At 47.5% G+C, this 24,507-nt stretch carries 24 protein-coding genes and 1 pseudogene; 21 read left to right on the top strand and 4 right to left on the bottom strand.

Annotation, left to right across the window (positions count from 1 at the left end; genetic code table 11):
• The first annotated feature begins 42 nt into the window (after window positions 1-42).
• The 21 genes and pseudogenes from AAIH57_RS23490 to AAIH57_RS23390 all read left to right on the top strand — a co-directional run.
• The gene (locus AAIH57_RS23490; protein ID WP_175395057.1) at window positions 43-960 is read left to right on the top strand and encodes an ABC transporter permease; all 918 of its coding nucleotides are present in this window, start codon (window positions 43-45) and stop codon (window positions 958-960) included.
• Between the two features lie 25 nt (window positions 961-985).
• Window positions 986-1,534 (top strand): NADPH-dependent FMN reductase, encoded by a 549-nt coding sequence (ssuE, locus tag AAIH57_RS23485; protein WP_430023197.1) that lies wholly within the window; start codon window positions 986-988, stop codon window positions 1,532-1,534.
• Between the two features lie 69 nt (window positions 1,535-1,603).
• On the top strand, window positions 1,604-2,476 hold the full coding sequence (locus AAIH57_RS23480) for a LysR family transcriptional regulator (protein WP_175395055.1): 873 nt from the start codon (window positions 1,604-1,606) through the stop codon (window positions 2,474-2,476).
• A gap of 56 nt (window positions 2,477-2,532) precedes the next feature.
• Window positions 2,533-3,594, top strand: coding sequence for an LLM class flavin-dependent oxidoreductase (locus AAIH57_RS23475; protein WP_430023196.1), 1,062 nt, complete (start codon window positions 2,533-2,535; stop codon window positions 3,592-3,594).
• A gap of 127 nt (window positions 3,595-3,721) precedes the next feature.
• Window positions 3,722-4,882 carry an amidohydrolase gene (locus AAIH57_RS23470; protein ID WP_430023279.1) on the top strand — a complete coding sequence of 387 codons (1,161 nt, stop codon included), beginning with the start codon at window positions 3,722-3,724 and terminating at the stop codon, window positions 4,880-4,882.
• Window positions 4,883-5,186: 304 nt separating this feature from the next.
• Entirely contained in the window at window positions 5,187-6,086 is a 900-nt protein-coding gene (locus AAIH57_RS23465) for a diaminopimelate epimerase (protein WP_430023195.1), read from the top strand.
• On the top strand, window positions 6,049-6,855 hold the full coding sequence (locus tag AAIH57_RS23460; RefSeq protein ID WP_430023194.1) for a nicotianamine synthase family protein: 807 nt from the start codon (window positions 6,049-6,051) through the stop codon (window positions 6,853-6,855). Before AAIH57_RS23465 ends, AAIH57_RS23460 begins: the two co-directional genes overlap by 38 nt.
• Window positions 6,856-6,873: 18 nt before the next feature.
• Window positions 6,874-8,187 carry an opine metallophore biosynthesis dehydrogenase gene (locus AAIH57_RS23455; RefSeq protein WP_430023193.1) on the top strand — a complete coding sequence of 438 codons (1,314 nt, stop codon included), beginning with the start codon at window positions 6,874-6,876 and terminating at the stop codon, window positions 8,185-8,187.
• Complete coding sequence (gene cntA / locus AAIH57_RS23450; RefSeq protein ID WP_430023192.1) at window positions 8,184-9,803, top strand: staphylopine-dependent metal ABC transporter substrate-binding lipoprotein; 1,620 nt, start codon at window positions 8,184-8,186, stop codon at window positions 9,801-9,803. The genes AAIH57_RS23455 and cntA overlap by 4 nt, the downstream gene beginning before the upstream one ends.
• Window positions 9,804-9,837: 34 nt before the next feature.
• The gene (gene opp1B, locus AAIH57_RS23445; RefSeq protein ID WP_430023191.1) at window positions 9,838-10,770 is read left to right on the top strand and encodes a nickel/cobalt ABC transporter permease; all 933 of its coding nucleotides are present in this window, start codon (window positions 9,838-9,840) and stop codon (window positions 10,768-10,770) included.
• The gene (cntC, locus tag AAIH57_RS23440; RefSeq protein WP_430023190.1) at window positions 10,770-11,666 is read left to right on the top strand and encodes a staphylopine uptake ABC transporter permease subunit CntC; all 897 of its coding nucleotides are present in this window, start codon (window positions 10,770-10,772) and stop codon (window positions 11,664-11,666) included. Before opp1B ends, cntC begins: the two co-directional genes overlap by 1 nt.
• Window positions 11,647-12,471: a staphylopine uptake ABC transporter ATP-binding protein CntD gene (gene cntD, locus AAIH57_RS23435; RefSeq protein WP_430023189.1), complete on the top strand. Its 825-nt coding sequence runs from the start codon at window positions 11,647-11,649 to the stop codon at window positions 12,469-12,471. The genes cntC and cntD overlap by 20 nt, the downstream gene beginning before the upstream one ends.
• Window positions 12,458-13,210, top strand: a complete 753-nt coding sequence (locus tag AAIH57_RS23430) for an ABC transporter ATP-binding protein (protein WP_430023188.1) — start codon at window positions 12,458-12,460, stop codon at window positions 13,208-13,210. The genes cntD and AAIH57_RS23430 overlap by 14 nt, the downstream gene beginning before the upstream one ends.
• Window positions 13,211-13,223: 13 nt before the next feature.
• Window positions 13,224-14,420 carry a staphylopine family metallophore export MFS transporter CntE gene (cntE, locus tag AAIH57_RS23425; protein ID WP_430023187.1) on the top strand — a complete coding sequence of 399 codons (1,197 nt, stop codon included), beginning with the start codon at window positions 13,224-13,226 and terminating at the stop codon, window positions 14,418-14,420.
• 215 nt (window positions 14,421-14,635) lie between these two features.
• A complete protein-coding gene (cntE, locus tag AAIH57_RS23420) occupies window positions 14,636-15,862 on the top strand; it encodes a staphylopine family metallophore export MFS transporter CntE (protein WP_430023186.1) in 1,227 nt (408 codons plus the stop codon).
• A 280-nt stretch (window positions 15,863-16,142) separates the two neighbouring features.
• Entirely contained in the window at window positions 16,143-17,339 is a 1,197-nt protein-coding gene (locus AAIH57_RS23415; RefSeq protein ID WP_430023185.1) for a GTP-binding protein, read from the top strand.
• A gap of 47 nt (window positions 17,340-17,386) precedes the next feature.
• On the top strand, window positions 17,387-17,656 hold the full coding sequence (gene rpsN, locus AAIH57_RS23410) for a 30S ribosomal protein S14 (protein ID WP_430023184.1): 270 nt from the start codon (window positions 17,387-17,389) through the stop codon (window positions 17,654-17,656).
• A 568-nt stretch (window positions 17,657-18,224) separates the two neighbouring features.
• On the top strand, window positions 18,225-18,734 hold the full coding sequence (locus AAIH57_RS23405; protein ID WP_430023183.1) for a DinB family protein: 510 nt from the start codon (window positions 18,225-18,227) through the stop codon (window positions 18,732-18,734).
• 505 nt (window positions 18,735-19,239) lie between these two features.
• Window positions 19,240-19,803 carry a zinc-dependent metalloprotease family protein gene (locus AAIH57_RS23400; RefSeq protein ID WP_430023182.1) on the top strand — a complete coding sequence of 188 codons (564 nt, stop codon included), beginning with the start codon at window positions 19,240-19,242 and terminating at the stop codon, window positions 19,801-19,803.
• Window positions 19,804-19,819: 16 nt separating this feature from the next.
• Window positions 19,820-20,485, top strand: coding sequence for a hypothetical protein (locus AAIH57_RS23395; protein WP_430023181.1), 666 nt, complete (start codon window positions 19,820-19,822; stop codon window positions 20,483-20,485).
• 87 nt (window positions 20,486-20,572) lie between these two features.
• A pseudogene (locus AAIH57_RS23390) lies at window positions 20,573-20,746 on the top strand (IS1595 family transposase); the annotation flags it as partial.
• A gap of 286 nt (window positions 20,747-21,032) precedes the next feature.
• On the opposite strand, the gene AAIH57_RS23385 reads toward AAIH57_RS23390, so the two are convergent.
• The 4 genes from AAIH57_RS23385 to AAIH57_RS23370 form a co-directional block, all read right to left on the bottom strand.
• Window positions 21,033-21,914, bottom strand: coding sequence for an SDR family oxidoreductase (locus AAIH57_RS23385; RefSeq protein ID WP_430023180.1), 882 nt, complete (start codon window positions 21,912-21,914; stop codon window positions 21,033-21,035).
• Window positions 21,915-21,968: 54 nt separating this feature from the next.
• The gene (locus AAIH57_RS23380) at window positions 21,969-22,577 is read right to left on the bottom strand and encodes an NADPH-dependent F420 reductase (RefSeq protein ID WP_430023179.1); all 609 of its coding nucleotides are present in this window, start codon (window positions 22,575-22,577) and stop codon (window positions 21,969-21,971) included.
• Between the two features lie 188 nt (window positions 22,578-22,765).
• Window positions 22,766-23,113, bottom strand: coding sequence for a winged helix-turn-helix transcriptional regulator (locus AAIH57_RS23375; RefSeq protein ID WP_108465545.1), 348 nt, complete (start codon window positions 23,111-23,113; stop codon window positions 22,766-22,768).
• Between the two features lie 400 nt (window positions 23,114-23,513).
• Window positions 23,514-24,314, bottom strand: a complete 801-nt coding sequence (locus AAIH57_RS23370) for a hypothetical protein (protein WP_430023178.1) — start codon at window positions 24,312-24,314, stop codon at window positions 23,514-23,516.
• Window positions 24,315-24,507 lie beyond the last annotated feature (193 nt).

Here is a 24,507-nt window from a genome sequence, read left to right as displayed (position 1 = left end):
AGGAACCGTCTGAACACTTGCGGATAAGGAAGGAGGATTCTCATGAGCATGAAACCATTGGTGGGTGACAAAAAAGCATGGACCGGCAGCACGGGGCGTTTACGCCTCTGGAATCGCCGTTCCGGACGTTACCGCATCTCGTTTGCGGTTTCCCGATTATTCTTTTATGCAGCGCTGCTGGTCGTTTTATTCACCCTCACCTGTGCCATTGTACCGGGCTGGATTGCTCCTTATGATCCAACTCAGATGATGACGGATGCCATACTGCAGGCACCTTCTGCGGCGCATTGGTTCGGTACCGATTATTTCGGAAGGGATATCTTCAGCGTCGTCGTGCATGGCAGCAGGGATTCGCTGCTGATTGGATTCGCTTCGGTCCTTGTCGGCGGCCTGGTGGGCAGTGCATTGGGTATTATCTCCGGGTACACAGGTGGTATTGTGGATACGGCCATTATGCGCACCGTTGATATTCTGATGGCTGTCCCGGGAGTGCTGCTGGCTCTGTCCGTAGCCGCTGCACTGGGCCCCGGACTGATTAACATTGCACTGGCCGTAGCCGTAGCCTCCATTCCGGGATATGCACGGGTCATGCGCGGGCAGGTGATGTCTGTCAAAAGTCTGCCGTTTATTACAGCGACACGATCACTTGGCGGCTCGAGTGGACGCATTTTCTGGCGGCATGTCCTGCCTCATTCCTTGTCTCCCCTGCTGGTGATGGCAACATTGGGGGTTGGAACTTCCATTCTGACAGGTTCCGGGCTCAGTTTTCTTGGACTTGGCGTGTTGAAGGAAATTCCGGATTGGGGAGCATTGCTCTCGCAGGGGAGAGGTTACCTTACAGTAGCCTGGTGGATCTGTACCTTCCCCGGACTTGCCATTACCATGTTTGTACTTGCAGTGAATCTGATTGGAGACGATATTCGTGACCGGCTTGATCCAAGAGTAAAAGGAGCGGCTTGACCGCTATTTCAAGGAGGAGATATTCATGTCTCATGTTGTTATTATTGCCGGAGCACCTTCCAAACGTTCGCGTTTGACCGGCCTTACCGATTACAGTGAACATAAATTGGGCGAAGCAGGGATTACCGTTGAAGTCATCCATGTAGCTGACCTGCCTGCGGAAGATCTCGTGCAGGCCCGTTTCGACAGCTCCTTTGTTCGCGATGCGCTCGCTGTGGTTGAGGCAGCAGATGCGGTCATCGTGGCTACGCCGGTGTATAAAGCATCCTATTCCGGTGTGCTGAAGCTATTCCTTGATCTGATTCCACAGGAGGGGCTTCGCGGCAAAGTGTCACTTCCGCTTGTCATTGGCGGCTCCATTGCCCATCTGCTGGCCATCGACTATGCATTGAAGCCCGTGCTCGCCGCACTTGGGGGTAGACATATTCTGGGCGGTGTTTACGCGGTTGATCAAGGGGTAGATCGTCTGGATGACGGGAAATATGCGCTCTCGGAAGACATTACTGCCCGATTGGATCGTTCGCTGGATGAATTGATATTGACACTGGAAAAGAATGGTATTACGATAGCTTAAAACCGAGTAAGTTGATTGGTTAAATTGATATAAGGTCAAACGTCTGTGGACGTGGATGCGGAGGCGCTTATGAATATTGAGAACATTGAAGCATTTGTATATATCAATCATTACGGAAGCTTCAATAAGGCTGCCGAAGTACTCTTTTTGTCCCAACCATCTGTCACGGCTCGCATTCAATCACTGGAACGTGAGCTCGGCTGCAAGCTGTTCGATCGACTTGGGAAGCAGATCGTGCTTACGGATGAGGGGAGAAAATTTCTCCCCTACGCCCAGCAGGTGCTGCAGGTCATCCAGAAGGGCAGGCAGAAGATTCAGCAGCGCCGTACAACACCGGATGCGCTGCGGCTAGGTAGTACGGTGTCTGTGTCCAACTACGTCATTCCGGACTTCCTGCCCAAAATCAAGGAAGCTTACCCGGAGGTCAGCATCAAGCTGACAACGGCAACAACAGACCAGCTGATTGCCAAGCTGCTTGCTCAGGAGATTGATCTCGCCTTTGTGCGCAAGGTCATGCACCCGGCCATCCGCACGATCGCTTTTTATGAGGATCCAATCCAGCTGTATGTGTACAAGGGACATCCATTTATTGAACGCGGACATGTCAGTATGGAGGCAATTCGCAATGAGCGGCTGGTCTTCTTCGAATGCGGTTCCCTGGACTGGCTGCGTATTCACCGGGCATTCGACTCCCTGGACCACCCGCCGGATATTACATATCATGTGGATCACTCGGAAACGGCGAAGAAACTGGTTCTGCAGGGAGCAGGGATTGCTTTCCTGCCGGGGCTCACGGTGCAGAAGGAAGTGCAGGATCAGGAACTGTTTCCCATTCAGGTCCATGAAGTCGCAGGGGTATCGCTGCAGATTAGTGTCGTGACGTTAAAAGAAGAACATTCACCGTTTGCAGAGCCCTTTGGGGAGCTGCTGCGGCAGTTATAGAAGCAATAACGGGCTTGGAAGCTGACGTCGGCAGCATAATTGGAGGAGGAGAATATATGGGAATTCGTCTTGGCATATTGGATCAGACCCCGATCTATGAAGGGGAGACGCCGGTGGATGCATTCCGGCATACGATTGAACTGGTGCAGCGCGCAGAACAGCTTGGATTTCACCGGTTCTGGGTATCGGAGCATCATGATTCGGGACATGTGGCAGGTTCTTCACCGGAGGTGCTCATCTCCCACTTGTTGGCTCACACAGAGCGGATTCGTCTCGGTTCCGGAGGGGTCATGCTCCAGCATTACAGTCCTTACAAAGTTGCCGAGAATTTCAATGTGCTTGCAGCGCTTGGTCCAGGAAGGATCGATCTTGGAATCGGGCGTGCGCCAGGGGGACTGCCTCGTTCCACGCAGGCTCTGCAGCAGGGGATCCAGGAGGCAGCTTCACTGAAGGAGAAAATACGGCAAGTGAAACAGTTTATCCATAATGAACCGTATGCAGATGAATCCCATCCACTCGCTGGCCTAAGTGCTGCGCCCGTGTCTGAAATCCCTGCAGAGCTGTATGTACTCGGAGCAAGCGTCGATAGCGCCGGCATGGCGGCGGAACTTGGACTCCCTTATGTGTTTTCCTTGTTTATTAACAGCAATATTGAAGTGGCACAAGAAGCTCTCCGTGTCTACAGGGAGCGATTCGATCGTTCGAATGGCCGAGAGCCTTACGCCGTGCTTGCCATATCATTAATTGTGGCGGAGAGTGAAGAAGAAGCAGAGGAGCTGGCGAGTGAGCACATGCTGGTCAAGATCCATCTGGAGAATGGCAAAGTGCTGACGGTTGGCTCGGTGGAGCAGGCAGAAGAATTCGGGCGGCAATCGAATGAGAAATATCGCATCGAGGTCCTGGAACCAAGCGTAACCCGCGGAACGAAGGAAAAGGTAGGTCAGGCTTTGCAGAAATTTCAGAATGATTTTGCCGTGAATGAATTGATTGTCACGACAGCCACGCGTGATTTTGCCAAACGCATTCGCTCTTTTGAATTGCTGCGCGAGGCATTGGAAGAACAGGGGTTGGCCGAATTCGGGATTGAATCCCAACCTGCGCAAGCTGCTATTGGTTAGAAGGACGCAGATCTGAACGTCGTCTGCCCATAAATGAATGACGATCGAAGGAGGCCATGTTGTGAAGAGTGAGCTGAAACAGCCCGAGCAGCAAGTAGGGCAAGAAGAAGAGAGTCGCACGCAGACCATTTCTGCTGTACCGGATGAAGCATTCGCGGAGCGGTTAATTGCAATTCGTCGGCATTTGCACCGCAATCCGGAATTGTCAGGCGAGGAAAGGGAAACAACGACTGCCATTCGCGGTTGGCTGGAGGAGGAAGGGGTACGCATTGCAGATGAATATGTACTGCGTACGGGCCTGATTGCCGAGGTCGGCCAGAGTGAAGGTCCTGTGGTGGCCCTCCGAGCAGATATTGATGCCCTGCCCATCCAGGAAGAGACGAAGCTGGAGTTCGCCTCCAAGGTTGCAGGCAGGATGCATGCTTGCGGGCATGACGCACACACGGCCATTTTGGTTGGTGCCGCACGATTGCTGAAACAGCGTGAATCCCGGCTGCCGGGCAAAGTGAGGCTGCTGTTCCAGCCTTCGGAAGAAAAAGCAACGGGGGCGAGGCAGGTCATCCAAAGCGGGGCGCTGACTGACGTCCGCGCCGTGTTTGGTCTCCATAACAAGCCGGATCTTCAAGTCGGTACAGTCGGCATCCGGGAAGGAGCGCTGCTGGCAGCGGCGGACGGTTTTGTGGTGAACGTCGAAGGAGTGGGAACACATGCGGCAGTGCCGGAAGCCGGAATCGACCCGATTGTGGTTGCCTCACATATTGTAACAGCCTTGCAGGCGATCGTGAGTCGCAATGTGGGCGCACAGGAGAGCGCCGTCATCAGCGTGACCAAAATTCACAGCGGTACAGCCTGGAATGTCATTCCGGATCAAGCGATATTGGATGGCACGGTCCGGACCTTCGACGAGAAAGTCCGTGCACGTATTCGTGAACGATTCAACCAGGTCGTGGCTGGTGTGGCAGCAGCATACGGGACACGGGCAACGGTTCGCTGGATTCAGGGGCCACCTGCGGTGGTTAACGATGCTGTCCTGGCAGCCGCGGCTGAACAGGTTGCGGGGGAAGTAGGGCTGAACAGTGTCAGACCGCTGCCTTCTCCGGCAGGCGAGGATTTTTCCTTTTATCAGAAGGAGGTTCCGGGCCTCTTCCTCTTCCTGGGTACATCCGGACCGCATGAGTGGCATCATCCTGCTTTTGATCTGGATGAACGGGCACTCCCGCTGGGAGCGCATCTCCTCGCTGCTTTGGCGGAGCAGGCTCTGCAAAACTTGCAGTCACAGGGTGAATGATGCGACATGTGTAAAAACCGAATCAATGGCGACAAAAGACGGTTACCTTCATATGGTGATCGTTTTTTTTGTCTGCACAAACAGAGCAAAAAATATGAAACAAAGATACATGAGTATCCAAGAATACCAACGTACAGGAAGCATACAGGGGTGACCTCGAAATGGAAAAATATTGTTGACGGTCTCAAATTTGTATGCTATATTTTTCACGATTATTAATCGTAATAATTACTATTAAAACCACGCCGATGGAGTCAGGTGAAGCTCATCCGAATTCGAATGAACAAGAATAGAGGTAGCTGGGATGAAACAGGAAATCGAATTTATCAAGTTTAATCCAACACAGAATATGACGGTTTTGATTAAAACAAGTCACCCAGCGGAGGAATACCAACACATCGCTTCAAGGATCATGTCCTACGATCATGTGTATGCCGAACAAGTCGGATTTATCGTACCTCCCCTCAGGCGCGAAGCTGCAGCACACTTACATATGGCTGGAGGCGAGTTTTGCGGTAATGCCTGCATGGCTTTGGCAGCATATATTGCATCCGAACAGGAGATGGGACCGCAAGATTTTACTGAATTGCTGTTGGAGGTCTCCGGTACAGAGCAATTGATTGCCTGCCAAGTGAAGAAGCGGCTGAATGAATACGACTGCCAGGTGACCATGCCGCTTCCCAAACAGATTGAACGACAGACGATAAAATACGAAGGAATCGACCTGGATCTGATTATTGTCCGGTACGAGGAGTTCATCCATATCGTGGTGGAAGTCGACGAATTCGATGATGCGATCCAAAAAAGAGCGCAGAACCTGGCACGTCTGCTGGGCTTAACTCTGGGAGACAAACTGATTGGCATTTTGTTATACAAACCCCAATCGGAAGAGTTGGCTCCGCTGATTTATGTCCCTGGACTGGATAGCCTGATATGGGAAAGGGGATGCGGTTCAGGCACGGCTTCTCTGGGAGCCTATCTGGCCTGGAAGACAGGGAGAGAAATTACGGCCCGAATTAAACAGCCTGGAGGTTCAATCCAGGTCGTTGCCCAATTTGATGAGAAAGGCCTGGGGAGTATCCATATTGAAGGGTCTGTTGGCATTGTGGCACAGGGTAAAGCTTTTATTGACGTTCAACATCTGAACTTGAATAAGGGGGAAGCACATGAGTACGGTCATGGATTTTACCAAACAGTTGAATGATTTTTCAACTACTTTTGAACAACTGGCAAAGGTATACGATCATTCCGTTCAGCATTCGGAACAGATGGAGAATGCCATCAACTCCTATTCCCATTGGATCACCGATAAGCATCACGAGTCGTTTTGGGCAGATAAGGAACTGGAGAGAAGCGCGGATTTTGAACAGCTTGTACTGAATCTGAGGCAGCAATCCTCCCTTTGTGTAGCGATCATGGAGAAGTACCGGGCGATGAAGCTGCAGCAAGGTGAAGTGGAAATAGCAGATTATTTCAAAAATATTGAGGAGTGCATTGAAAAGGAATTCGGCAGCTTTCATGTCACTTCAGACTCCAAGGTGCTGCTGATTGGCTCGGGTGCATTTCCGATGACGCCCCTGCTTATAGCAAGAAGAACGGGAGCGCAGGTGGTTGGCATTGATATTGATGAGGAGGCGATTGGGCTCGGCCAGGCTGTAGTCGAAACATTGGGCGCTGGTCTCCGCATTCATTTGCAGAAGGCACTCGTTCAGGAACTCGCATATACGAAAGAAGCCACTCATATTATTTTCAGTTCCACGGTTGCCATGAAGTATGACATTCTGGATCAGCTTTATTCATTGACGAATGAACATGTGATTGTCGCGATGCGATATGGCAATGGATTGAAGTCTTTGTTCAATTATCCTCAGCAGGCGACGGATCAGCAGAAATGGCGATTGGTGGATAACATTTTGCGCCCGGACGATGTATTTGATATTGCACTGTACCAGAAAGCTTCACATGCCGGATAGTGATGAAGGAGGCCAGATATGATTGATTTTAACCGGGTCTTAATTATGGGGACAGGGCCTGCATCCGTTCAGTTAGCAGTACTTTTCAAGAAACAACGAGGGTCCTACATTGGCATTGCCGGAAGGCAATCGGTCAGATCCGATGATTTCTTCGCCTCATTAAAACAAAATGACCAGCATATTCGCGTAAGTGTTCAGAATGAGAAACACCGGAACGTGGAAGGCCAGTGTACTGTGGATCGGGTTTTTACCGCGTACAGTCGAATTGAAGGCGAGTGGGACACGCTGATTCTGTCTGTCACGACAGACGCATATATCGAGGTCTTGAGTCAGATCGACCCGGTAGTACTGAAAAAGGTTCGATGCATGGTGCTGGTGTCCCCCACATTTGGTTCGAATCGCCTCGTTCATCACTATGTCTGTGAATTAGGGTGCAGGGCCGAAGTGATTAGTTTTTCCACCTATTGCGGGGATACAAGGTGGATGGATGGTCATCCCTCCAATCATGTTGTGACAACTGGGGTGAAGAAAAAACTGTATATCGGTTCTACGCAGAATCCTTCAGAACGGATATACGAATTATGCAAAATGGTTGAGCAGCTCGGTATGGAGTTGGAAGTGATGGACTCTCCGTTTGAGGCGGAGACACGAAACATCTCGCTTTATGTGCATCCTCCATTATTCATGAACGATTTTTCTTTGAATGCGATTTTTGGAGGCTCTGATATTCAAACGTATGTCTACAAGATCTACCCGGAAGGGCCTGTAACCCAATATCTGATTCGGGATATGCTCAGAGGTTGGAAAGAAATTATGGGTATTACAGACCGGTTGAACATACCATCTCTCAACCTGCTTCAATTCATGACAGACGATAACTATCCGGTTCGTTTACAGAGTTTATCGCGTCATGATATCGAAGAGTTTATCGATTTGCAGGACATACATCAGGAGTATTTGCTGTACATACGGTATACCTCATTACTTATCGATCCTTTCTCGAAGCCGGATGAACAAGGAAAATATTTTGACTTTTCGGCCGTTCCCTTTCGAAAAATGTTCGTGAACCGGGAGGGACAGCTTGAAATCCCGAGGATGCCCAAAGAAGATTATTACCGCATCAAAATCATTCAGGGCATTGCAAGGCATCTCAGGGTGAGTTGTCCCACCATAGATAAATTCATTGCAGCCTATGAGAACAAATTGGTGCAGGTGGCACAGGAACAGAGAGATCTGCCATTGTCGGGTGCATTCCGGGTTCAAACTTTTGCTGAAGATTTGAACATGATCTGCGAGGGACTCGAAATCAATCATCAGGAGGACATGTTGTGAAAAAGGGAATATCCAGATTTGGCGTAAGTATTGTATTTGCACTGGTTTTGACCGTCATGACCGGTTGCGGCGAAAAGGGGGCCGAGCAGACAGGAGCGGCAGAGGGAGAGAAGAAAACGAGTTTAATCTATGCCTCTGCCAAAGACATTAATGATATGAATCCCCATCTATACACAGGCTCCATGCCTGCCCAAGGTATGATGTATGAGTCGCTGGTAGAGAACACGGCTGAGGGAATCAAGCCCCTGCTTGCCGAATCATGGGATATTTCTGAAGACGGAAAGACCTACACCTTTCATTTACGAAAAGATGTGAAGTTCCAGGATGGGGAACCCTTCAACGCTGAGGCGGTGAAAGTCAATTTTGACGCGGTTCAGGCGAATCGCGAGAAACATGCGTGGATTAAACTGTCTACCAAAATTGTGAGTACAAACGTCATAGATGAATATACCGTTGAATTGGTGTTGTCCAGTACCTATTATCCCACATTGGTGGAATTGTCCATGACCAGACCCTATGTGTTCCTGTCCCCCAAAGATATGATCAATGGTGGAACGAAGGATGGAGTTAATGGTTACCATGGAACAGGGCCGTACATGCTTACGGAGCACAATGTAGATGAAAATGCCACGTTCCAAGCGAACGAAAACTATTGGGGTGGCAAACCCGAAATTCAGAGCATTGTTGCCAAAGTTCTCCCGGCAGGCGAAACCACTTTTCTGGCATTGCAAAAAGGAGAGATCGACTTCGTGTTCACGGATGACCGGGGTGCTGACAGCATTGACGTCGAAGCGATGAACCAACTGGCAGATTCGGGAGAGTATCAGGTGGTACGCAGTGAACCGATGAACACAAGTATCATTGCGGCCAACAGCAGCAAAAAGGATAACCCGGTCAGTGATAAAGCGGTTCGGGAAGCGATCTGGCATGCCATAGACCGGGATACCATCAGCAATGATATTTTTGACGGGACACAGACGCCTGCTCAGACCTTGTTCTCTTCCAATGTAAATTACGCCAACGTTGAATTAAAGGTACGTAACTATGATGTGAGCTCTGCCCAGAAGCTGCTGGATGAAGCGGGCTGGATTTTAGGGAGTGGTGATGTTGTTCGAACCAAAAATGGGCAGGAGCTGGCGATGGATCTTTATTACGACAGTAACTCCTCCACCCAAAAAACGCAGGCTGAATATATTCAAAATGAACTGAAAGGCATTGGTATTCAGTTATCCATTATTGGGGAAGAATCTTCTTCTATCGCAAACAGAAGATCCACGGGTGAATATGATCTGCTGTTCAACCAAACCTGGGGACTGGCTTATGATCCTCAGAGCACGATTTCCGCTTTTGCCTCCAGTTCAGCCTATCTGCATACAACAAGCGGGATGGCTGGTGCCAAGGAATTGTATGCCAAGATTGAAGAGGTCATGGTGTCCACCGATGAGGATACAAGAAAATCGCTGTACGCTGACATTATGACCATGGTCCATGATGAGGCTGTGTTTATTCCGATTACGAACGGAAGCATGACCGTAGTTGCACCGAAAAATTTGGATGGCATTACGTTTAAGCAGACCCAATATGAACTGCCATTCGAGCGAATGAAGTTCCAATAGAAGCAATCCGATCTTGTGTGAAAAGGAGCTGGATATGGGGAGTTATATCGTCAAACGGATTCTGCTAGCAATACCCCTGCTGCTGATTATTTCGTTTCTAACCTTTGTTCTGATCAATCTCTCGCCGCTGGACCCTGCTGTTGTTGTATTACAGGCACAGGAAGTCCCGCAGATTACGGACGAATTGATTGCAAAAACCAAAGCAGAGCTTGGGATGGATCAGCCTTTTCTGATTCAGTATTGGAACTGGCTGATGGCCTGCCTGCAATTGGACTTTGGTGATTCCTATGTCACTGGTAAATCCGTCTGGTCATTGATCTGGCCCGCATTTGTGAATACGCTCAAATTGACGATCATATCGTCCGTGTTCATTATTCTGTTCTCGATCCTGTTAGGTGTGGTATGCGCCATGAGGGAAGGAAAGATGACAGACAAGTCCGTACGAGGATTCTCTTTCTTGCTGACTGCGATTCCATCTTACTGGCTTGCGGCCCTGCTGATCTGGTATTTCTCCGTCAAGCTTGATCTGCTGCCCACCAGCGGGATGGATTCGGTTCAGAGCTACATTCTTCCGGTGATCGTCATTACGGTAAGTTATGTAGGGATCTATTTCAGGAATGTGAGAAGCTCCATGCTAAGCAATTTAAATGAAGACTATGTCCTGTATGCACGAGCCAGCGGAATTCCGGAGAGAAAGGTAACTCTCCATATTTTGCGGAATTCGCTGCAGGTTTCGGTTTCGATCTTCTGCATGGCTATACCGATTGTACTTGGAAGTACGGTTGTTATTGAGAACGTGTTTGCCTGGCCAGGTCTCGGAAGGTTAAGCGTCAGATCCATTCTCAGCCGGGATTTTCCGATCATACAGGCATATGTGCTTATTTTGGCGGTCACGTTTGTATTATTCAATACGCTCTCCGATATCATTAATGCGGCGATGAACCCCAAGCTCAGAAAGGATTTCTAATGAGAATACTCCGGAATTTAAGCCAGGATAAACTCGCCATGACGTCTCTTGTCGTCATCGTTGTGATGGTCATAGCTGGCATAATTGCTCCTTGGATTGCACCGCATGACCCCGAAGAAGTGAATATGAAGCTCAGATATGCATCTGCATCCTGGTCGTACCTGCTCGGCAATGATCATTTGGGCAGGTGTATTCTGTCGCGGCTGATTTATGGCATTCGTCCCAGTGTGCTGTGGGTTCTGGTTGCCTTGCTCGCCTCTGTTCTTCTGGGGGCGCTCATCGGGTTTATCTCCGGTTATTTCAAAGGGAAAACCGATGCAATCTTGATGAGAATCTGTGATATTATGCTTTCTTTTCCGGGTTACGTGATGACACTTGCGGTGGTTGGCATTTTGGGTGCCGGCCTTGAAAATATTTTGATTGCCTTTGTTGTCATGAAATGGGCATGGTTCGCCCGGGTTATTCGTACATCGGTCATGCAATATTCGGAGATGGACTATGTGAAATTTGCCAGGGCGTCCGGAATCAGCCACCTGCGCATCATTTACAAGCACATTGTGCCTGTTACGTTCTCGGATATTGCTGTCATTTCAAGCAGCTCCGTCTGTTCCATGATCCTGCAAATATCGGGTCTGTCTTTTCTCGGATTAGGCGTTCAGGCACCGCAAGCCGAGTGGGGCATGATGCTGAATGAGGCAAGAGAGGTCATGTTCTCCAGGCCGGAGCTGATGCTCGCGCCAGGTCTGGCGATTGTTCTGGTTGTATCGGCATTCAATTTCCTGTCCGATGCGCTGCAGGTGGCTCTTGACCCCAAATTGATGACCTCCAAAACGAGCATCAAGCCTCGCGGAAGGAAGAGAGGTGAACAGGTCTCTTATGAATATATTGGAAGTTAATCAACTGAGAATATGGGATGGACACACGGAAGAGGTTATTGTACACAACAGTTCATTTCACTTAAAGCATGGTCATTGTCTCGCCATTGTAGGAGAGAGTGGAAGTGGCAAATCGATTACATGCAGGTCCATCATGCGCTTGAATAAACCGGCCATCCGGCAATCGGGTCAGATTCTGTTCAAAGGGGAGGATCTGAACAGGCTCACCGAACAGGAGATGCGAAAAAGAAGAGGTCGTCATCTGTGCATGATTCTCCAGTACGGAATGAGTGCATTCGATCCCTCCTGTGTGATTGGCGTTCATCTGAGAGAGACCCTTCAAGCCCATTACGGTTGGAATGCGAAGGAAGTGGAGCAAAACATGAAATCAGCCATGGAACGGGTGATGCTGAAAAATCCGCTGGAAATCATGAATCAGTATCCTCATCAGCTGTCGGGAGGCATGCTGCAGCGGATCATGATCGCTCTTGCGCTGGTTCTGGAGCCCGATGTGATCATCGCGGATGAACCCACAACAGCTCTGGATACAATTTCTCAATATGAAGTGGTTGAGCAGCTCATTCAATTGCGTGAACGGATGGGATGTTCGATGATCTTTATCTCGCATGATTTGGGGGTCGTACGAAAGATTGCGGATGACGTTCTGGTCATGAAGGACGGGAACATTGTGGAGTCAGGCAGCATCCGCTCGGTCTTTACGAAGCCACAGCATCCGTACACGCAGTATTTGGTATCCACCCGCTGGGAGTTAAGCAATCATTTCAGGCAATTGATGCAGGAGGAACAGATCATTGCTAAAAGTTGACCATGTTCATAAGTCCTATTCACAGGGCGGTTTGTTTACAAGGAACAAAAAGCCAGTGCTGCACGATGTCAGTTTCGAATGCTTACGCGGGGAATGCCTGGGCATCATCGGCGAGAGCGGCAGCGGGAAGTCAACCTTGGGCAGATTGATGATGGGGATGGAGCGACCGGATCAGGGGACGATTTTGTTGGAGGGAAAATCCGTGCTGGACAGCAAAGTGAGACGTGGCAGGATCAGTGCAGTATTCCAGGATTACAAGTCGTCTATCAATCCGTTTTTCACTGTCGAGGAAGCCATTATGGAACCGTTGCGAATACAAAAGAAGAAGCCGGAAGGAAACTCGGATTCGCTCAAAATAGATGTTTTGCTCAGCCAAGTCGGACTGGACAGCTCATACAGATCCAGATACCCGCATGAATTGTCCGGGGGAGAGGTACAACGGGTTTGTATCGCCCGAGCGATTTCCACAGAGCCTCAGTGCATTGTGCTGGACGAAGCGATCAGTTCGCTGGATGTATCGGTCCAGACTCAGGTACTTCATGTGCTGAAAGAGCTGAAGGAAATGTATCATATGAGTTATGTTTTTATCACCCATGATATACAGGCGGCTGCTTACATTTGTGACAGGGTGATCATTTTTAGAGAGGGCCAGATTGAAGAAATGGTACCCACCGAGCAGTTGAAACACGTGAAGTCCGAGTATGCGAGGAAGTTACTGGATCATTTAATCACATTCTAAAGGAGAACTCAGCGTGAGTGGAGCATTGTCATGGCCTTTTCTGCGTTTATATATATTGGCCCTCTTTTATTTTAGTGCTAACGCTATACTCAACGTGATTATCCCTCTTCGGGGTGAATCGTTGGGTGCAAGCAGCACAGTCATCGGCCTGGTCATGGGAGCGTACATGTTCACAACGATGTTTTTCCGGCCGTGGGCTGGCCAGATTATTCAGAAACATGGACCAATCAAGGTACTGCGGATCATCCTGATCCTCAATGGATTAGCCTTGATCCTGTATACCTTTACCGGATTGGGGGGCTATTCTGTAGCCCGTGCTCTGCAAGGTGTGTCTACCGCCTTTTTCTCCATGGCGCTCCAGATCGGTATTATTGATGCACTGCCCGAGAAGGATCGTTCACAGGGGATCTCATACTATTCACTCTTTTCCTACATTCCCGGCATTGCTGGTCCTGTTCTTGCTCTGGGACTGTGGAATACAGGAGGCATGGATTATTTCTCGATATTCATGATTGCCATTGCCATGGTGACGGGACTTTTCGGTTACAGTGTCAGGATGGACAAGACGAAGGAACACGTTAGAGAGACCACTCCGGATCAGGCAGGGAAGAAGTCCAAGATGCTGGAGTCCTTCGGTGAACTGGTCCGGAATCCGTTTTTGTTCAAATGCAGTGTCATGATGCTCATCTCGTCCATTATATTTGGCGCCATTACGGCGTTCATTCCTTTGTATGCCCCACAACTGAATAACGGAAATGCCGGTGTTTTTCTGATGATCCAGGCTGCGGTCGTGGTGGTTGCCCGCATTCTTCTCAGAAAGCGGATTCCTTCGGACGGAAGGTGGCACTCATCGTTTATGATGGGAACCATGCTGCTTCTGACATTGGCTGCAGCGTGCGTCGGTTTCTCCATCCAGGCAGGTGCGACCATTTTCTATATAGGCGCTGGGCTTATGGGGATTGCGCAGGCTATCGTATATCCAACGTTGACGACCTATCTGTCTTTTGTTTTGCCACCGTCGAACCGGAACGTATTAATCGGTTTGTTCATCGCGACGGCTGATCTGGGAGTCTCGCTTGGGGGAGTCATGATGGGACCCGTTGCCGATGTATTATCCTTTTCCTGGATGTATATCATCTGTGCCCTATTGGGAGCAGCCATGATTATTTTTGCGTATGACCGCAGGGGATTAATTTTAGGTACGAAATAGATGGAAGGCTGATGCAATGAGCGTCAGCTTTTTTTTATTCCATTCGTCATGCTGTTTAATCGTAAAGATTACAAATTCATTGACAAGAAAAGCAGTATAAGATAAATTGATTTTTTAATCCTAACCATGACGATTTAAGTGAAATTGACAGGCTAATTAACCTTGCGTTATCGACAAGCGTGCTCCGGCAATAGAGAGAAAGTGGGGACGACAGATTGGATTCTTCTGCAAAGTCATATGGCAAATTAAATCCGGTATCCTTTTCGTTTATCCGGTTTTATGTTTTGGCCTTTTTATTTTTTGCCGCCAACTCGGCTTTAACGATTATTCTTCCTCTGAGAAGTGAGGCAGCTGGTCTGAATCAGGCCGAGATTGGCTTGATGATGGGGGCGTACATGTTCACTTGTATGCTGCTGAGACCATTTGCGGCACAGCTTTTGGGGAAGTATGGCCCACTCCGGGTCATGAAGGGGTTACTCATTTTGCATGCCGTAACGCTGCTGCTGTTTATGATCGGTGATGTGGATACGTACCTCTGGCTGCGGGCATTGCAGGGCGTGGCGACTGCGTTTTTCTCCATGACCATGCAGGCTGGCATTGTGGAGAAGCTGGAGGACAAGGACCGGGCACAGGGACTGTCCATGTATACACTTTTTACGATGGTTCCATCTCTCGTTATACCGATACTGGCTATACAGATCTGGGAAAATGCCAGCGATATCTGGTTTACTGTACTGATGATCGGTTTGGCTGCATGTCCACTTCTGATCGGATATCGTGTGGATCTGCCTGGGCAGACAGTGCAAAATAAATCATATACGCTGCGGGACATGGTGTGCTCATTCAGCGGCCTCTGGCGCAGTACACCGTTATTAATCAGCAGTGTGGTCATGCTGTTCGTTTCCTGTGTATTTGGAGCAACCGCGACCTTTCTTCCGCTGTATATGGTTTCGACCGGAATGGCGAGCGCCGGGGTGTTTTTAACGATTCAGGGGCTGGTTGTTATTCTGTGCCGATTTATTTTGCGCAAAAAAATACCGTCTGACGGCAGCTGGAATACCTGGCTGATGACAGGATTGCTGCTGTGTGCGGCGCTGGGAACCCAGATGCTCGCACTGCTGGAGTTCATTGGACCACTGGTGTATCTGTCTGCAGTGTTCAGTGGTTTTGCCCTGGCCTTAATGTACCCGACGTTAACCACCTACCTGTCTTTCGTTCTCCCTGCCGACTCCAGGTATGTGCTTATGGGCATTTTCATGTCATCCTATGATCTGGGGTTCTCCCTGGGCGGGCTGGCCATGGGGCTGATTGTTCAGAGCAGTTCATACTCTACCATGTTTACGATCTGCACGTTTCTTTCGGTGGCAGCCATGATTCTGGTCTGGGCTTTCGGGCAGCGGATGGAAGCAGGGAATGGGAAAAGATCCGCTGCTGCGAACTAAGGGAGATTGGTGTGCAGAGCAAGTGTTATGTGGGTGTTAAGCACCACCCGTGCGGCTTGATTCGAACGCCTATCTGAAAGAAAAAAGTTAAAGGCTTATGGACTGACTTTTCCGGTGCGTATCATGATGATCCGAACCTGCCGGAAACAGGCCGTAGGTCTTTTTTTATAAAAATGATTTGACAACAGGAGCCAACAGGATTATAGTCATTGTTGTTAATCGTAATAATTACTAATAAGGCCGAAACCATATTGGCTGCCACTATAAGGAGTAGATTCAAATGACACAAAAGCAAGTTCCGGTAACGGTTCTCAGCGGTTACCTTGGTTCAGGCAAAACGACAGTTCTTAATCATGTACTGCACAATCGGCAGGGGCTTAAGGTCGCAGTTATTGTGAACGACATGAGTGAGGTGAATATCGATGCAGCGCTGGTCAAGGGAGAGGCAGCACTTTCGAGAACAGAAGAGAAGCTGGTCGAGCTGTCCAACGGCTGCATCTGCTGTACGCTCAGGGATGATCTGATGCAGGAAATTGAGAAGCTGGTGAATGAAGGGCGGTTCGATTATATCCTGATTGAATCCACGGGGATCAGTGAGCCTGTTCCGGTTGCACAGACCTTTACATATGCGGATGAAGAGTCGGGGATTGATCTGACGAGTCTGGCGAAGCTGGACTGCCTGGTAACGGTGGTGGATGCCAACCGGTTCTGGCATGATTTTGCCTCAGGACAGAGTCTTCTGGATCGAAACCAAGCCACAGGAGATGAAGATACCCGTGACGTGGTGGACCTGCTGATTGACCAGATTGAAACTTGTGATGTCCTGCTGCTGAACAAATGCGATCTGGTTGATGACGTAGAGCTGAACAAGCTTGAAGGTGTCATCCGTAAGCTTCAGCCCCATGCCAAAATCATTCGGACGGTGAATGGGCAGGTGAATCCTGCTGAGATTCTGAACACGGGCCTCTTCGACTTTGAAAAAGTGAGCATGTCCGCCGGATGGATTCAGGAGCTGGAGAAAGAGTCACATACCCCGGAGACGGAAGAGTACGGGATTGGCTCCTTCGTTTATCGCCGCAGAAGACCATTTCATCCCTCACGTCTGGCTGAATTCATGAGCTGCTGGCCGGAAGAGGTCGTTCGTGCCAAAGGGCTGGTTTGGCTGGCAGCCGATGGAGATGTGGCGGCAAGCCTGAGTCAGGCAGGTCCTTCCATTCAGTTCGGTCCCGCCGGACATTGGGTTGCGGCCTTGCCAGAAGCGGACAGGGAATTCATTTTTCGTACCGAGCCGGATGTGCTGGACAAATGGGATACCCAGTGGGGAGATCGTCAGACTGAGCTGGTGATGATCGGGATTGAAATGGAACGTGCCGTAATTGAAGATGAGCTGGACCAGTGCCTGCTCAGCGATGAGGAGATGCAAGCCGACTGGGGACGTTTTGATAATCCGCTGCCCTGGCCTGTAGAAGCCGTTTGATACTAAACATTCACAAAACAACTGATAAAGGAGCTGTAAACCAAACCATGGCCAAAAAATCGAAGGTCGTACGCGAAAAACAACGTCAGGCAACGGTAGCGAAGCATGCAGAGCTGCGTCGGGAGCTGAAAGAGAAAGGTGACTATGAAGCATTACAGAAGCTGCCGCGCAACGCTTCACCGACTAGACTGAAAAATCGTTGTGAACTGACGGGACGTCCAAGAGGGTATTTGCGCAAGTTCAAGGTATCCCGCATTGTGTTCCGCGAACTGGCCCATCAGGGACAGATTCCGGGTGTAACCAAGTCCAGTTGGTAAGACAGATAAACATTCATTAAATGAAGGGATGGGTTCCCCGTGTTGGACGATTTCACTGTTTGTAGAATTCAGTCAGTGATGAACGAAAATGAATTCATTGACTCTGAATTGATGATGGAGAGGCTCTAGTATTGGATGTAGTGAAAAGAAAAGGCGCCGTGCAGATGCAGCGGCGTCTTTTGCTTTTGGTATCGTATGAATAAAGTGATATGTGACTTAATGCATAAAGTGATCTGTTATTTCCCAATAAGTGTGGCGTTAATGGGCATATGAAGGTGATTGTGAGCTCGTTAGGAACCTTCTGATCAATAAAACCAAGAAAGCAGATGATCAAAGTGATCGGCTGCTTTTACTAGACTAATGGGCAGTTTAGTTCAACAACTTTTCGGAAGGAGACATGGATTTATTATTATTCGTAGCTGTACTTTATTCGGTGGGTTAGCATAGTACTGCAGGTTTTCAGTCAAGTTGATTCCTTTTGAAAAGAAGGCTGAATCACAGAGAACGATAGCATATAATTAAGACGGGTACTATGATCTTCTATATCTCCATAGAGAGGGGACCACGTATGAACCAAAGACCGTCAGAAGAAGAATACGCCGGGGACTTCAGCGAGTATATCCGGTTGGTGCCGGAAGGCAACATCATCAACATTTTGCTAGCTCAGGAAAAGCAAATGAATGAGCTACTGGCATCGTTGACTGAAATCCAGGGTGCGTATCGGTATGCGGAAGGAAAATGGACGCTGAAAGAAGTCGTGGGCCACATCGCGGACAACGAACGCGTTATGGCCTACCGCCTGCTTCGATTCTCAAGAGGGGACAAGACGACTCTACCCGGTTTCGACCAGGAATCGTTCATACCTCCTTTCGGAAACTGGACAATCGCACAATTGGCCGAAGACTACCAGGCCGTACGGCAATCGACGATCACTCTGCTGCGCGGGTTGCCGGCGGAGGCGTGGTCACTCAAAGGGACAGCCAACAACGTAAGCATTACGGCGCGCGCCCTTGCGTACGTCTGTGCGGGACACGAACTCCATCACTTGGGGATCATCCGAAATCGGTACTTGAGTTAGTGTCCTTTTTTTAGGCGTACACTTCCTGCTCCGTTTGTTAATAGGCTGATGGAAGAGAGGAAAGACAGGAGGCTTACGGGCAGCGTGAAAACATGGTGAATAAGCTCGCAGGTGGCGTTTTTCAGATACCAAAATCCGCTTGGAAGAGATCGAGCAGTTGCCTGTTGTAGATGCCACTCGCTCTGAGGAATGTCGGATTAAGCTAACGAGGACGATAGCTCAATAATATGAAAAAAGCAGCTGATCTATGTGATCGGCTGCTTTTGTTCAACTAACGGGCAGGTTAGTTGAATTTAACGTGTAAGATTAATTCATAAATGAAGAAAGTATACTGAACTTAGGGAAGAGGATCATTCATGAAAAAACAAATAAAACATTCTTTTACCAAGGTCCAATTTTTGCTTGTACCCGAAGCATTCGAGGGTTATAAAACTTATTACGACTGAATATTAAGCAATACACATGCGATTCGATACTTAAGAAGCATATTAAATGGGAAGGTGAAATGCATTATTCTGGGTCAGCTCCTAATTGGACAGCGATCCCTGTTAGTAACGGGAAACCTTATCTTAAAGTAAATGGTGATCGATTAAACTCCGATTATACAAGCGCTTACTCTACGGCTGCTACATTGTGGTCAACATATTCTCAAAAAGTTGTAATTGATAAGGTCGGTTATGGTTCTTCGAACGTTGACGTAGCTTCTGGCACAAAAGCATATTGGTCCGATAGATTTGGAGTGGGAGGGGCAGGTACATTAGGAATTGCAGATCTCAAGACAACGGATGGAATCGTAATAGATTCTTCAACTGTGCAACAGTCTTCGAAAAGGATTTCGTCAGCTCAAATATATATGACACCATATGTAGCTAACTATAGTAGTTCTAACCCCGGTAATCATAAAGTTGCTACTATCGTTCATGAAATTGGGCATGTCTTAGGTCTCGGTCATCCTAATGCTAATTATTATCCTACAAGTGTAGAATCAATTATGCGGACCGGTGGTAAATATGAAGGTTATTATGTACCTAGACAACACGATCTAAATGACATTAATAATAAATACTGAAATGAAGGAGAAAACGTTGAAAAAAATCCCATTAACAATACTATTGTTCAGCTTAGTGTTAGTCGTTTTGGGTTGCTCTAGTGATAAACAAATCGCCTCAAGTCTTTCTGACGAAAGAATAGCAGAACTCCGCACAGAGTACCCACTTTCTCAAGGAAATCCTAGTCTAGCACAAACTGTAGACGTTCCTTTCGATCAAATTCTCGAAATGTCAGATTCAGTAGTTATTGCTGAAGTTATTAAGCAAAATCCTAATTTTAAATCTACCTTAACTGCTGAACCAGGGACTCCAGAAGGTGATGCTGCGGAGAAAGACAAAGCCCGAGGTATAGAGCCTTATAAGCCAACATTTGTTTCGTATGAAGTCAAAGTGGACGAAGTGATCGTGGGAGAAGATGTGGAGGATACCACGAACTTATTTTATAATGCTGATTTCATTGGAATCGAACCAGATTTGAAACCCGGCATGAAAATCGTTGCTTCTGTGAAAAAGGGAACCGCACCTGAACAGCAAGGAAGTTATTCTTTTACGAGGTATGCCACCTATTATGTTGTTGATGAGAATTATGTTTTATCTGCATATCAAGGGGAAAGTGAAGAGATGAAGAGTTTTACGAAACAAACAGATGGAAAAACACTTAATAATCTGGTAGAGCAGGTTAAGGAACTTTGGATGAATTAGGGAACATATATCTCGATTTTACTGAGTCTTTGATGTATTAAGTAACGTCTTGCCAAATGGATCGACTTTTTTACGAATCTCTTATGCTCTGGCGTTCTTGGGCGTGGTCGCATACGAACGTCAAAATTGGATGAAGCAATTGGTGGTCGATTGTCCGAGACAAATATACTCTGCACCGATTCGTGGAAGGCATTCAGCACCTTTGCCAATACGAAAGGTTTGACTCACTATCGGTTCAAGTCAGATGGAAAACAACGTGTGAACGTGAAACTATAGCTTATTGATGACCCGAAGGCAGCCGACGACTAAGATCGGGGGAATCGTTCTATGCTGTTCCGCGATCCCGCTGGCAACCTTCTTAACCTCTTTGACCCAGTGACTGAGGATGCAATTAAACGGTTTAGAAGTAGACCTTAACGAGTAGTAAAGCGAATTATAAGTCATTCCGGGCGGGAAACGTTAGCTCAATAAAATAGCGACAGTCAATTTTCTCGTCCTTGGCTGTCGCTGTTTCTTTTTCAAATTTAGTCTAAAACATACCCAGCTTTCAATCTTCAACTTTAGAAAACTGATATTTAAAGAATTCCTTATATGTCATAGGTTTTCGGCCAATCAGACGTTCAAGATCCCCGGATTTCTCCGAAAACTCTCCAGTGTTGACTCCTCGCACCCAGCCTAATAAAAAGTCAGTCATGAAAACAGGCAAGCCATTCGCTACCATAGAGTCTATATATTCTTTTTCGCTAACTGCCTCATAAGGGATATTCATCTCACTAATCTCCGAGAGGGCTTCAGCGATGTCTGCAAAAGAGCTTCCCTCGCTGCCACTTAGAGTGTATGTCTTATTTTCGTGCCCGTGTTGGGTGAGAACGGCTACGTTAGCTGCCGCCAAATCATCCAGAGATGCAGCGGCAACTTTGCCGGAACCCTCTGGTACTCGCACGCCGGCTTTAAGCGCATCTCCGAAATACATATGCATGACTTCAAGATACGGTGGATTCCGCAGAATGGTATAAGCTAATCCGGATGCTTTAAGCGTTTGTTCAGCAAATAAGTCTGACATCGACACTTCGGGCACAATAAGATTTGAATTTTCTCTTCGTATGATCGACGTGAAGATCACTTGTTTAACACCAGCCTGCTTTGCAGCTGCGATGACATTGAAATGTTGCGTATTACGGTCGGTAAATGCTTGCGCGGAGATAAGCATGACTTTGTCAACACCATTAAAAGCTCGCAAAAGGGAGTTATAATCAAAATAGTCGCCCTGATGGGCCTCCACACCTTCTTTAACAAACCTTTCGATTTTTTCGGATTGCGGATCACGTACCAATACAGCGACCTGATCTGCCGGAACCTTTTTAAGAAGAAAGTTTAGCGTCCTGCTGCCAAGATTACCCGTTGCTCCAGTAATAAGTATTTTCCCCATATTAGTAACCCCTTTGAACTTATATTGATAAACCAGTTGCAGTATAGAATAACGTTATCGTACAGTGTATTGATCCAGCAGATTTAAATTCAATCCGGCGAGAGGTCCTCCTATTTGCTGCAGCAGACCGCCCTGGCTCAAGGATCCAAGATCAATACAGGCAAAGCCAATCTTCTCCCAAATTTCTTTCAAGACTTGTTTTACCTGGATGTTGTCACCGGACATGAACAGGACAGTCTTCGGCTTCTCTTCCGTGTAATCCTTAATCCATTCCATCGGAACACTGTTAAAAGCTTTAATTACATGAGCACCCGGAGCATATTGGGCTACGATTTCACTTGAATTCTTTCCTGACCATTCACCAAGCAGAGGTTCTGTATTTTCAAAACAGTTGGTAGCATCAATAAGAACGCGGCCTGTCCAGTCAGGAACCATTGACAAAGCAGCAGGCATTTGCGCCCACGTCACGCATAATATTACAAAGTCCTGCTCAGCTGCTTCTGACGGTGTTCCGGATTTTGCGCCAGCACCGAGCGAGCTTATTAGATCTGAGAGCGTTTCGGGACCACGGTTATTACTGAGAATAACTTCATGACCGTGAAGCAATAGATGTTTCGCCAGTGTTTGAGCAACTGTTCCAGCACCAATAAAGCCAAATTTCATAACGCACCTCCAAAAACTTATCGACCTACATACGACTCCTTTTATTAATTCTTTGATTTTCTTCATGGCCACAAGTCTTATTATGTTCCATCTATAACTTTTAAAATAGTACGTACTTTTAGGTTATATAGTAACTAAAAAGTGATAATTGCGATGAAGTGCAGAATAAATGGGTCAATGAAATTGCTCTATTCTACATTTAATCTCCGATATTCATCCTTGCTCAAGTTCTTCTCTGCATAATTTTGGCCCCAATCACAAAGAGCTCGCAAAGTGGGTTCAAGTGACATACCCATTTCTGATATTGAATATTCCACTTTTGGTGGTACCTGATTGTACATTTTTCTTATAATCAAATTAGCACTCTCCAACTCCCGCAACGACTGGACTAACATTTTCTGAGATATTGTGGGTATGAGCCTTTTCAATTCACCGGTCCGTTTAGGACCTTTTATTAAATAATACAGAATAAGAGGCCTCCACTTCCCGCCAATGACATTTAAAGTGATTTCCAGATCACAATAAAAAGTTTTCAATTAAAAAACACTACCCTTCATTAAATTTCCACTATTATAATACATGATAACCCTATTACTTGTTGATCTAACGGGAAACGTTAGTTCAGTAAAACCAAGGAAGCAGCTGACCATCGTGATCGGCTGCTTTTGTTCAACTAACGGGCAGGATAGTTGAATAGGAACGTCCTGGGTGTGTGAGTTGCGCCGGCGGGCGCTGTGGAGCAGCGTGGATCTCGTCCGGATCGGAGGGAGCAGTTTATTTCCCTCCGGACGCTCTGCGAACGAACCGCTGCTCCGTGCTGAAGCACCCCACAGGAGATCAAAAAAAGGCAGAGACTCTTCAATAGAAGAGAATCTCTGCCCTGCTGTTCTTTTAAATGACGAAACAATCAATAAAGAGCGAATTCAGCTGCTTTTGTTACTCCACGGGCTGATAAGGAGCCTCTCTGTACAAGTCAAACTCCGCCAATATCTGGTTATAGCCGTCCACAACTTCGCCTTCATCTACCCTTCCGGAAGCAACTATGCATGAGGCAGAGGCCCGGCATATCTGATAGAGATTGTTCTCTTCATCTTCTTTTCTGATTTGCTCAATAAGCTCAAATTCATCAGGACTCATGTAGTAGAAAGCGATCATTACATCCTCTATCCCTTTTTGCAGCAAGCTTCTCTGGATTAGGTCAATGTTTTTTGCCTCAGCCATTTTATCTATGCTCTTCGTTTGCTTCACATATACGTCAACAAGAGCAGAGTAATCATAATCCCCGGTTAATGTAGCGGGAGTGTATTTAGTATCCGGCATATTTCCCCAGGCCCCGTTATCATATCCGGCGTCGATTTTAATGTCTCTGCCCAAAATGGGAGATATGAGCTCCGATAATTCGCTCTTCAATTTCCCTGCCATAAGGTGATTTATGTAGTCATCCTCAATGATGCCCTTTTCTTCCCAATACTCTACCTTAAACGTTTCTTCGGGCGCATCTACCGGATAAGCCTGTGTTTCAAAGCCCACTGCATCTCCAGTGAGTTCTCCAGGAACATGTATAAAGAGATCATCAGCTGTTTTCACTGCAAATTCCTTTTCATACTTTTCCGCCAGGTGTTTTTCAATCTTCGCGGTTGCTGCTTTTTTTTCTGATGTCGAATGTCTGTCACAGGCTGTTAATGCTACTGTTAATATCAATGTGATTACAGCCAGAAACCAAATCCTCCGGTTCAAAACCATCCCTCCGCGTATTCGTTATCCGATGTGCTCAAAAATACAGTCAAGTTATAAGGTCTATTTTTTTACCATTATATACTACATCCTTAATGACTTCACAGCACTCAGTAATCTATAATTATAGTCGCAGCAGCAAATAGGTTAACGTCATTCAGGAATTTATAATCCGGACATCACTCTTAGCCTGTAA

The organism is Paenibacillus sp. MABNR03 (assembly GCF_050455445.1).
Taxonomy (GTDB): domain Bacteria; phylum Bacillota; class Bacilli; order Paenibacillales; family Paenibacillaceae; genus Paenibacillus; species Paenibacillus xylanilyticus.
The sequence above is the reverse complement of the archived record's forward strand: the minus strand, read 5'-3'. Positions and strand labels throughout refer to the sequence as shown.

Coding starts and splice junctions, on each gene's coding strand:
- AAIH57_RS23490 (WP_175395057.1), top strand. CDS start 43: ATGAGCATGAAACCATTGGTGGGTGACAAAAAAGCATGGACCGGCAGC.
- ssuE (WP_430023197.1), top strand. CDS start 986: ATGTCTCATGTTGTTATTATTGCCGGAGCACCTTCCAAACGTTCGCGT.
- AAIH57_RS23480 (WP_175395055.1), top strand. CDS start 1,604: ATGAATATTGAGAACATTGAAGCATTTGTATATATCAATCATTACGGA.
- AAIH57_RS23475 (WP_430023196.1), top strand. CDS start 2,533: ATGGGAATTCGTCTTGGCATATTGGATCAGACCCCGATCTATGAAGGG.
- AAIH57_RS23465 (WP_430023195.1), top strand. CDS start 5,187: ATGAAACAGGAAATCGAATTTATCAAGTTTAATCCAACACAGAATATG.
- AAIH57_RS23460 (WP_430023194.1), top strand. CDS start 6,049: ATGAGTACGGTCATGGATTTTACCAAACAGTTGAATGATTTTTCAACT.
- AAIH57_RS23455 (WP_430023193.1), top strand. CDS start 6,874: ATGATTGATTTTAACCGGGTCTTAATTATGGGGACAGGGCCTGCATCC.
- opp1B (WP_430023191.1), top strand. CDS start 9,838: ATGGGGAGTTATATCGTCAAACGGATTCTGCTAGCAATACCCCTGCTG.
- cntC (WP_430023190.1), top strand. CDS start 10,770: ATGAGAATACTCCGGAATTTAAGCCAGGATAAACTCGCCATGACGTCT.
- cntD (WP_430023189.1), top strand. CDS start 11,647: ATGAATATATTGGAAGTTAATCAACTGAGAATATGGGATGGACACACG.
- AAIH57_RS23415 (WP_430023185.1), top strand. CDS start 16,143: ATGACACAAAAGCAAGTTCCGGTAACGGTTCTCAGCGGTTACCTTGGT.
- rpsN (WP_430023184.1), top strand. CDS start 17,387: ATGGCCAAAAAATCGAAGGTCGTACGCGAAAAACAACGTCAGGCAACG.
- AAIH57_RS23405 (WP_430023183.1), top strand. CDS start 18,225: ATGAACCAAAGACCGTCAGAAGAAGAATACGCCGGGGACTTCAGCGAG.
- AAIH57_RS23400 (WP_430023182.1), top strand. CDS start 19,240: ATGCATTATTCTGGGTCAGCTCCTAATTGGACAGCGATCCCTGTTAGT.
- AAIH57_RS23385 (WP_430023180.1), bottom strand. CDS start 21,914: ATGGGGAAAATACTTATTACTGGAGCAACGGGTAATCTTGGCAGCAGG.
- AAIH57_RS23380 (WP_430023179.1), bottom strand. CDS start 22,577: ATGAAATTTGGCTTTATTGGTGCTGGAACAGTTGCTCAAACACTGGCG.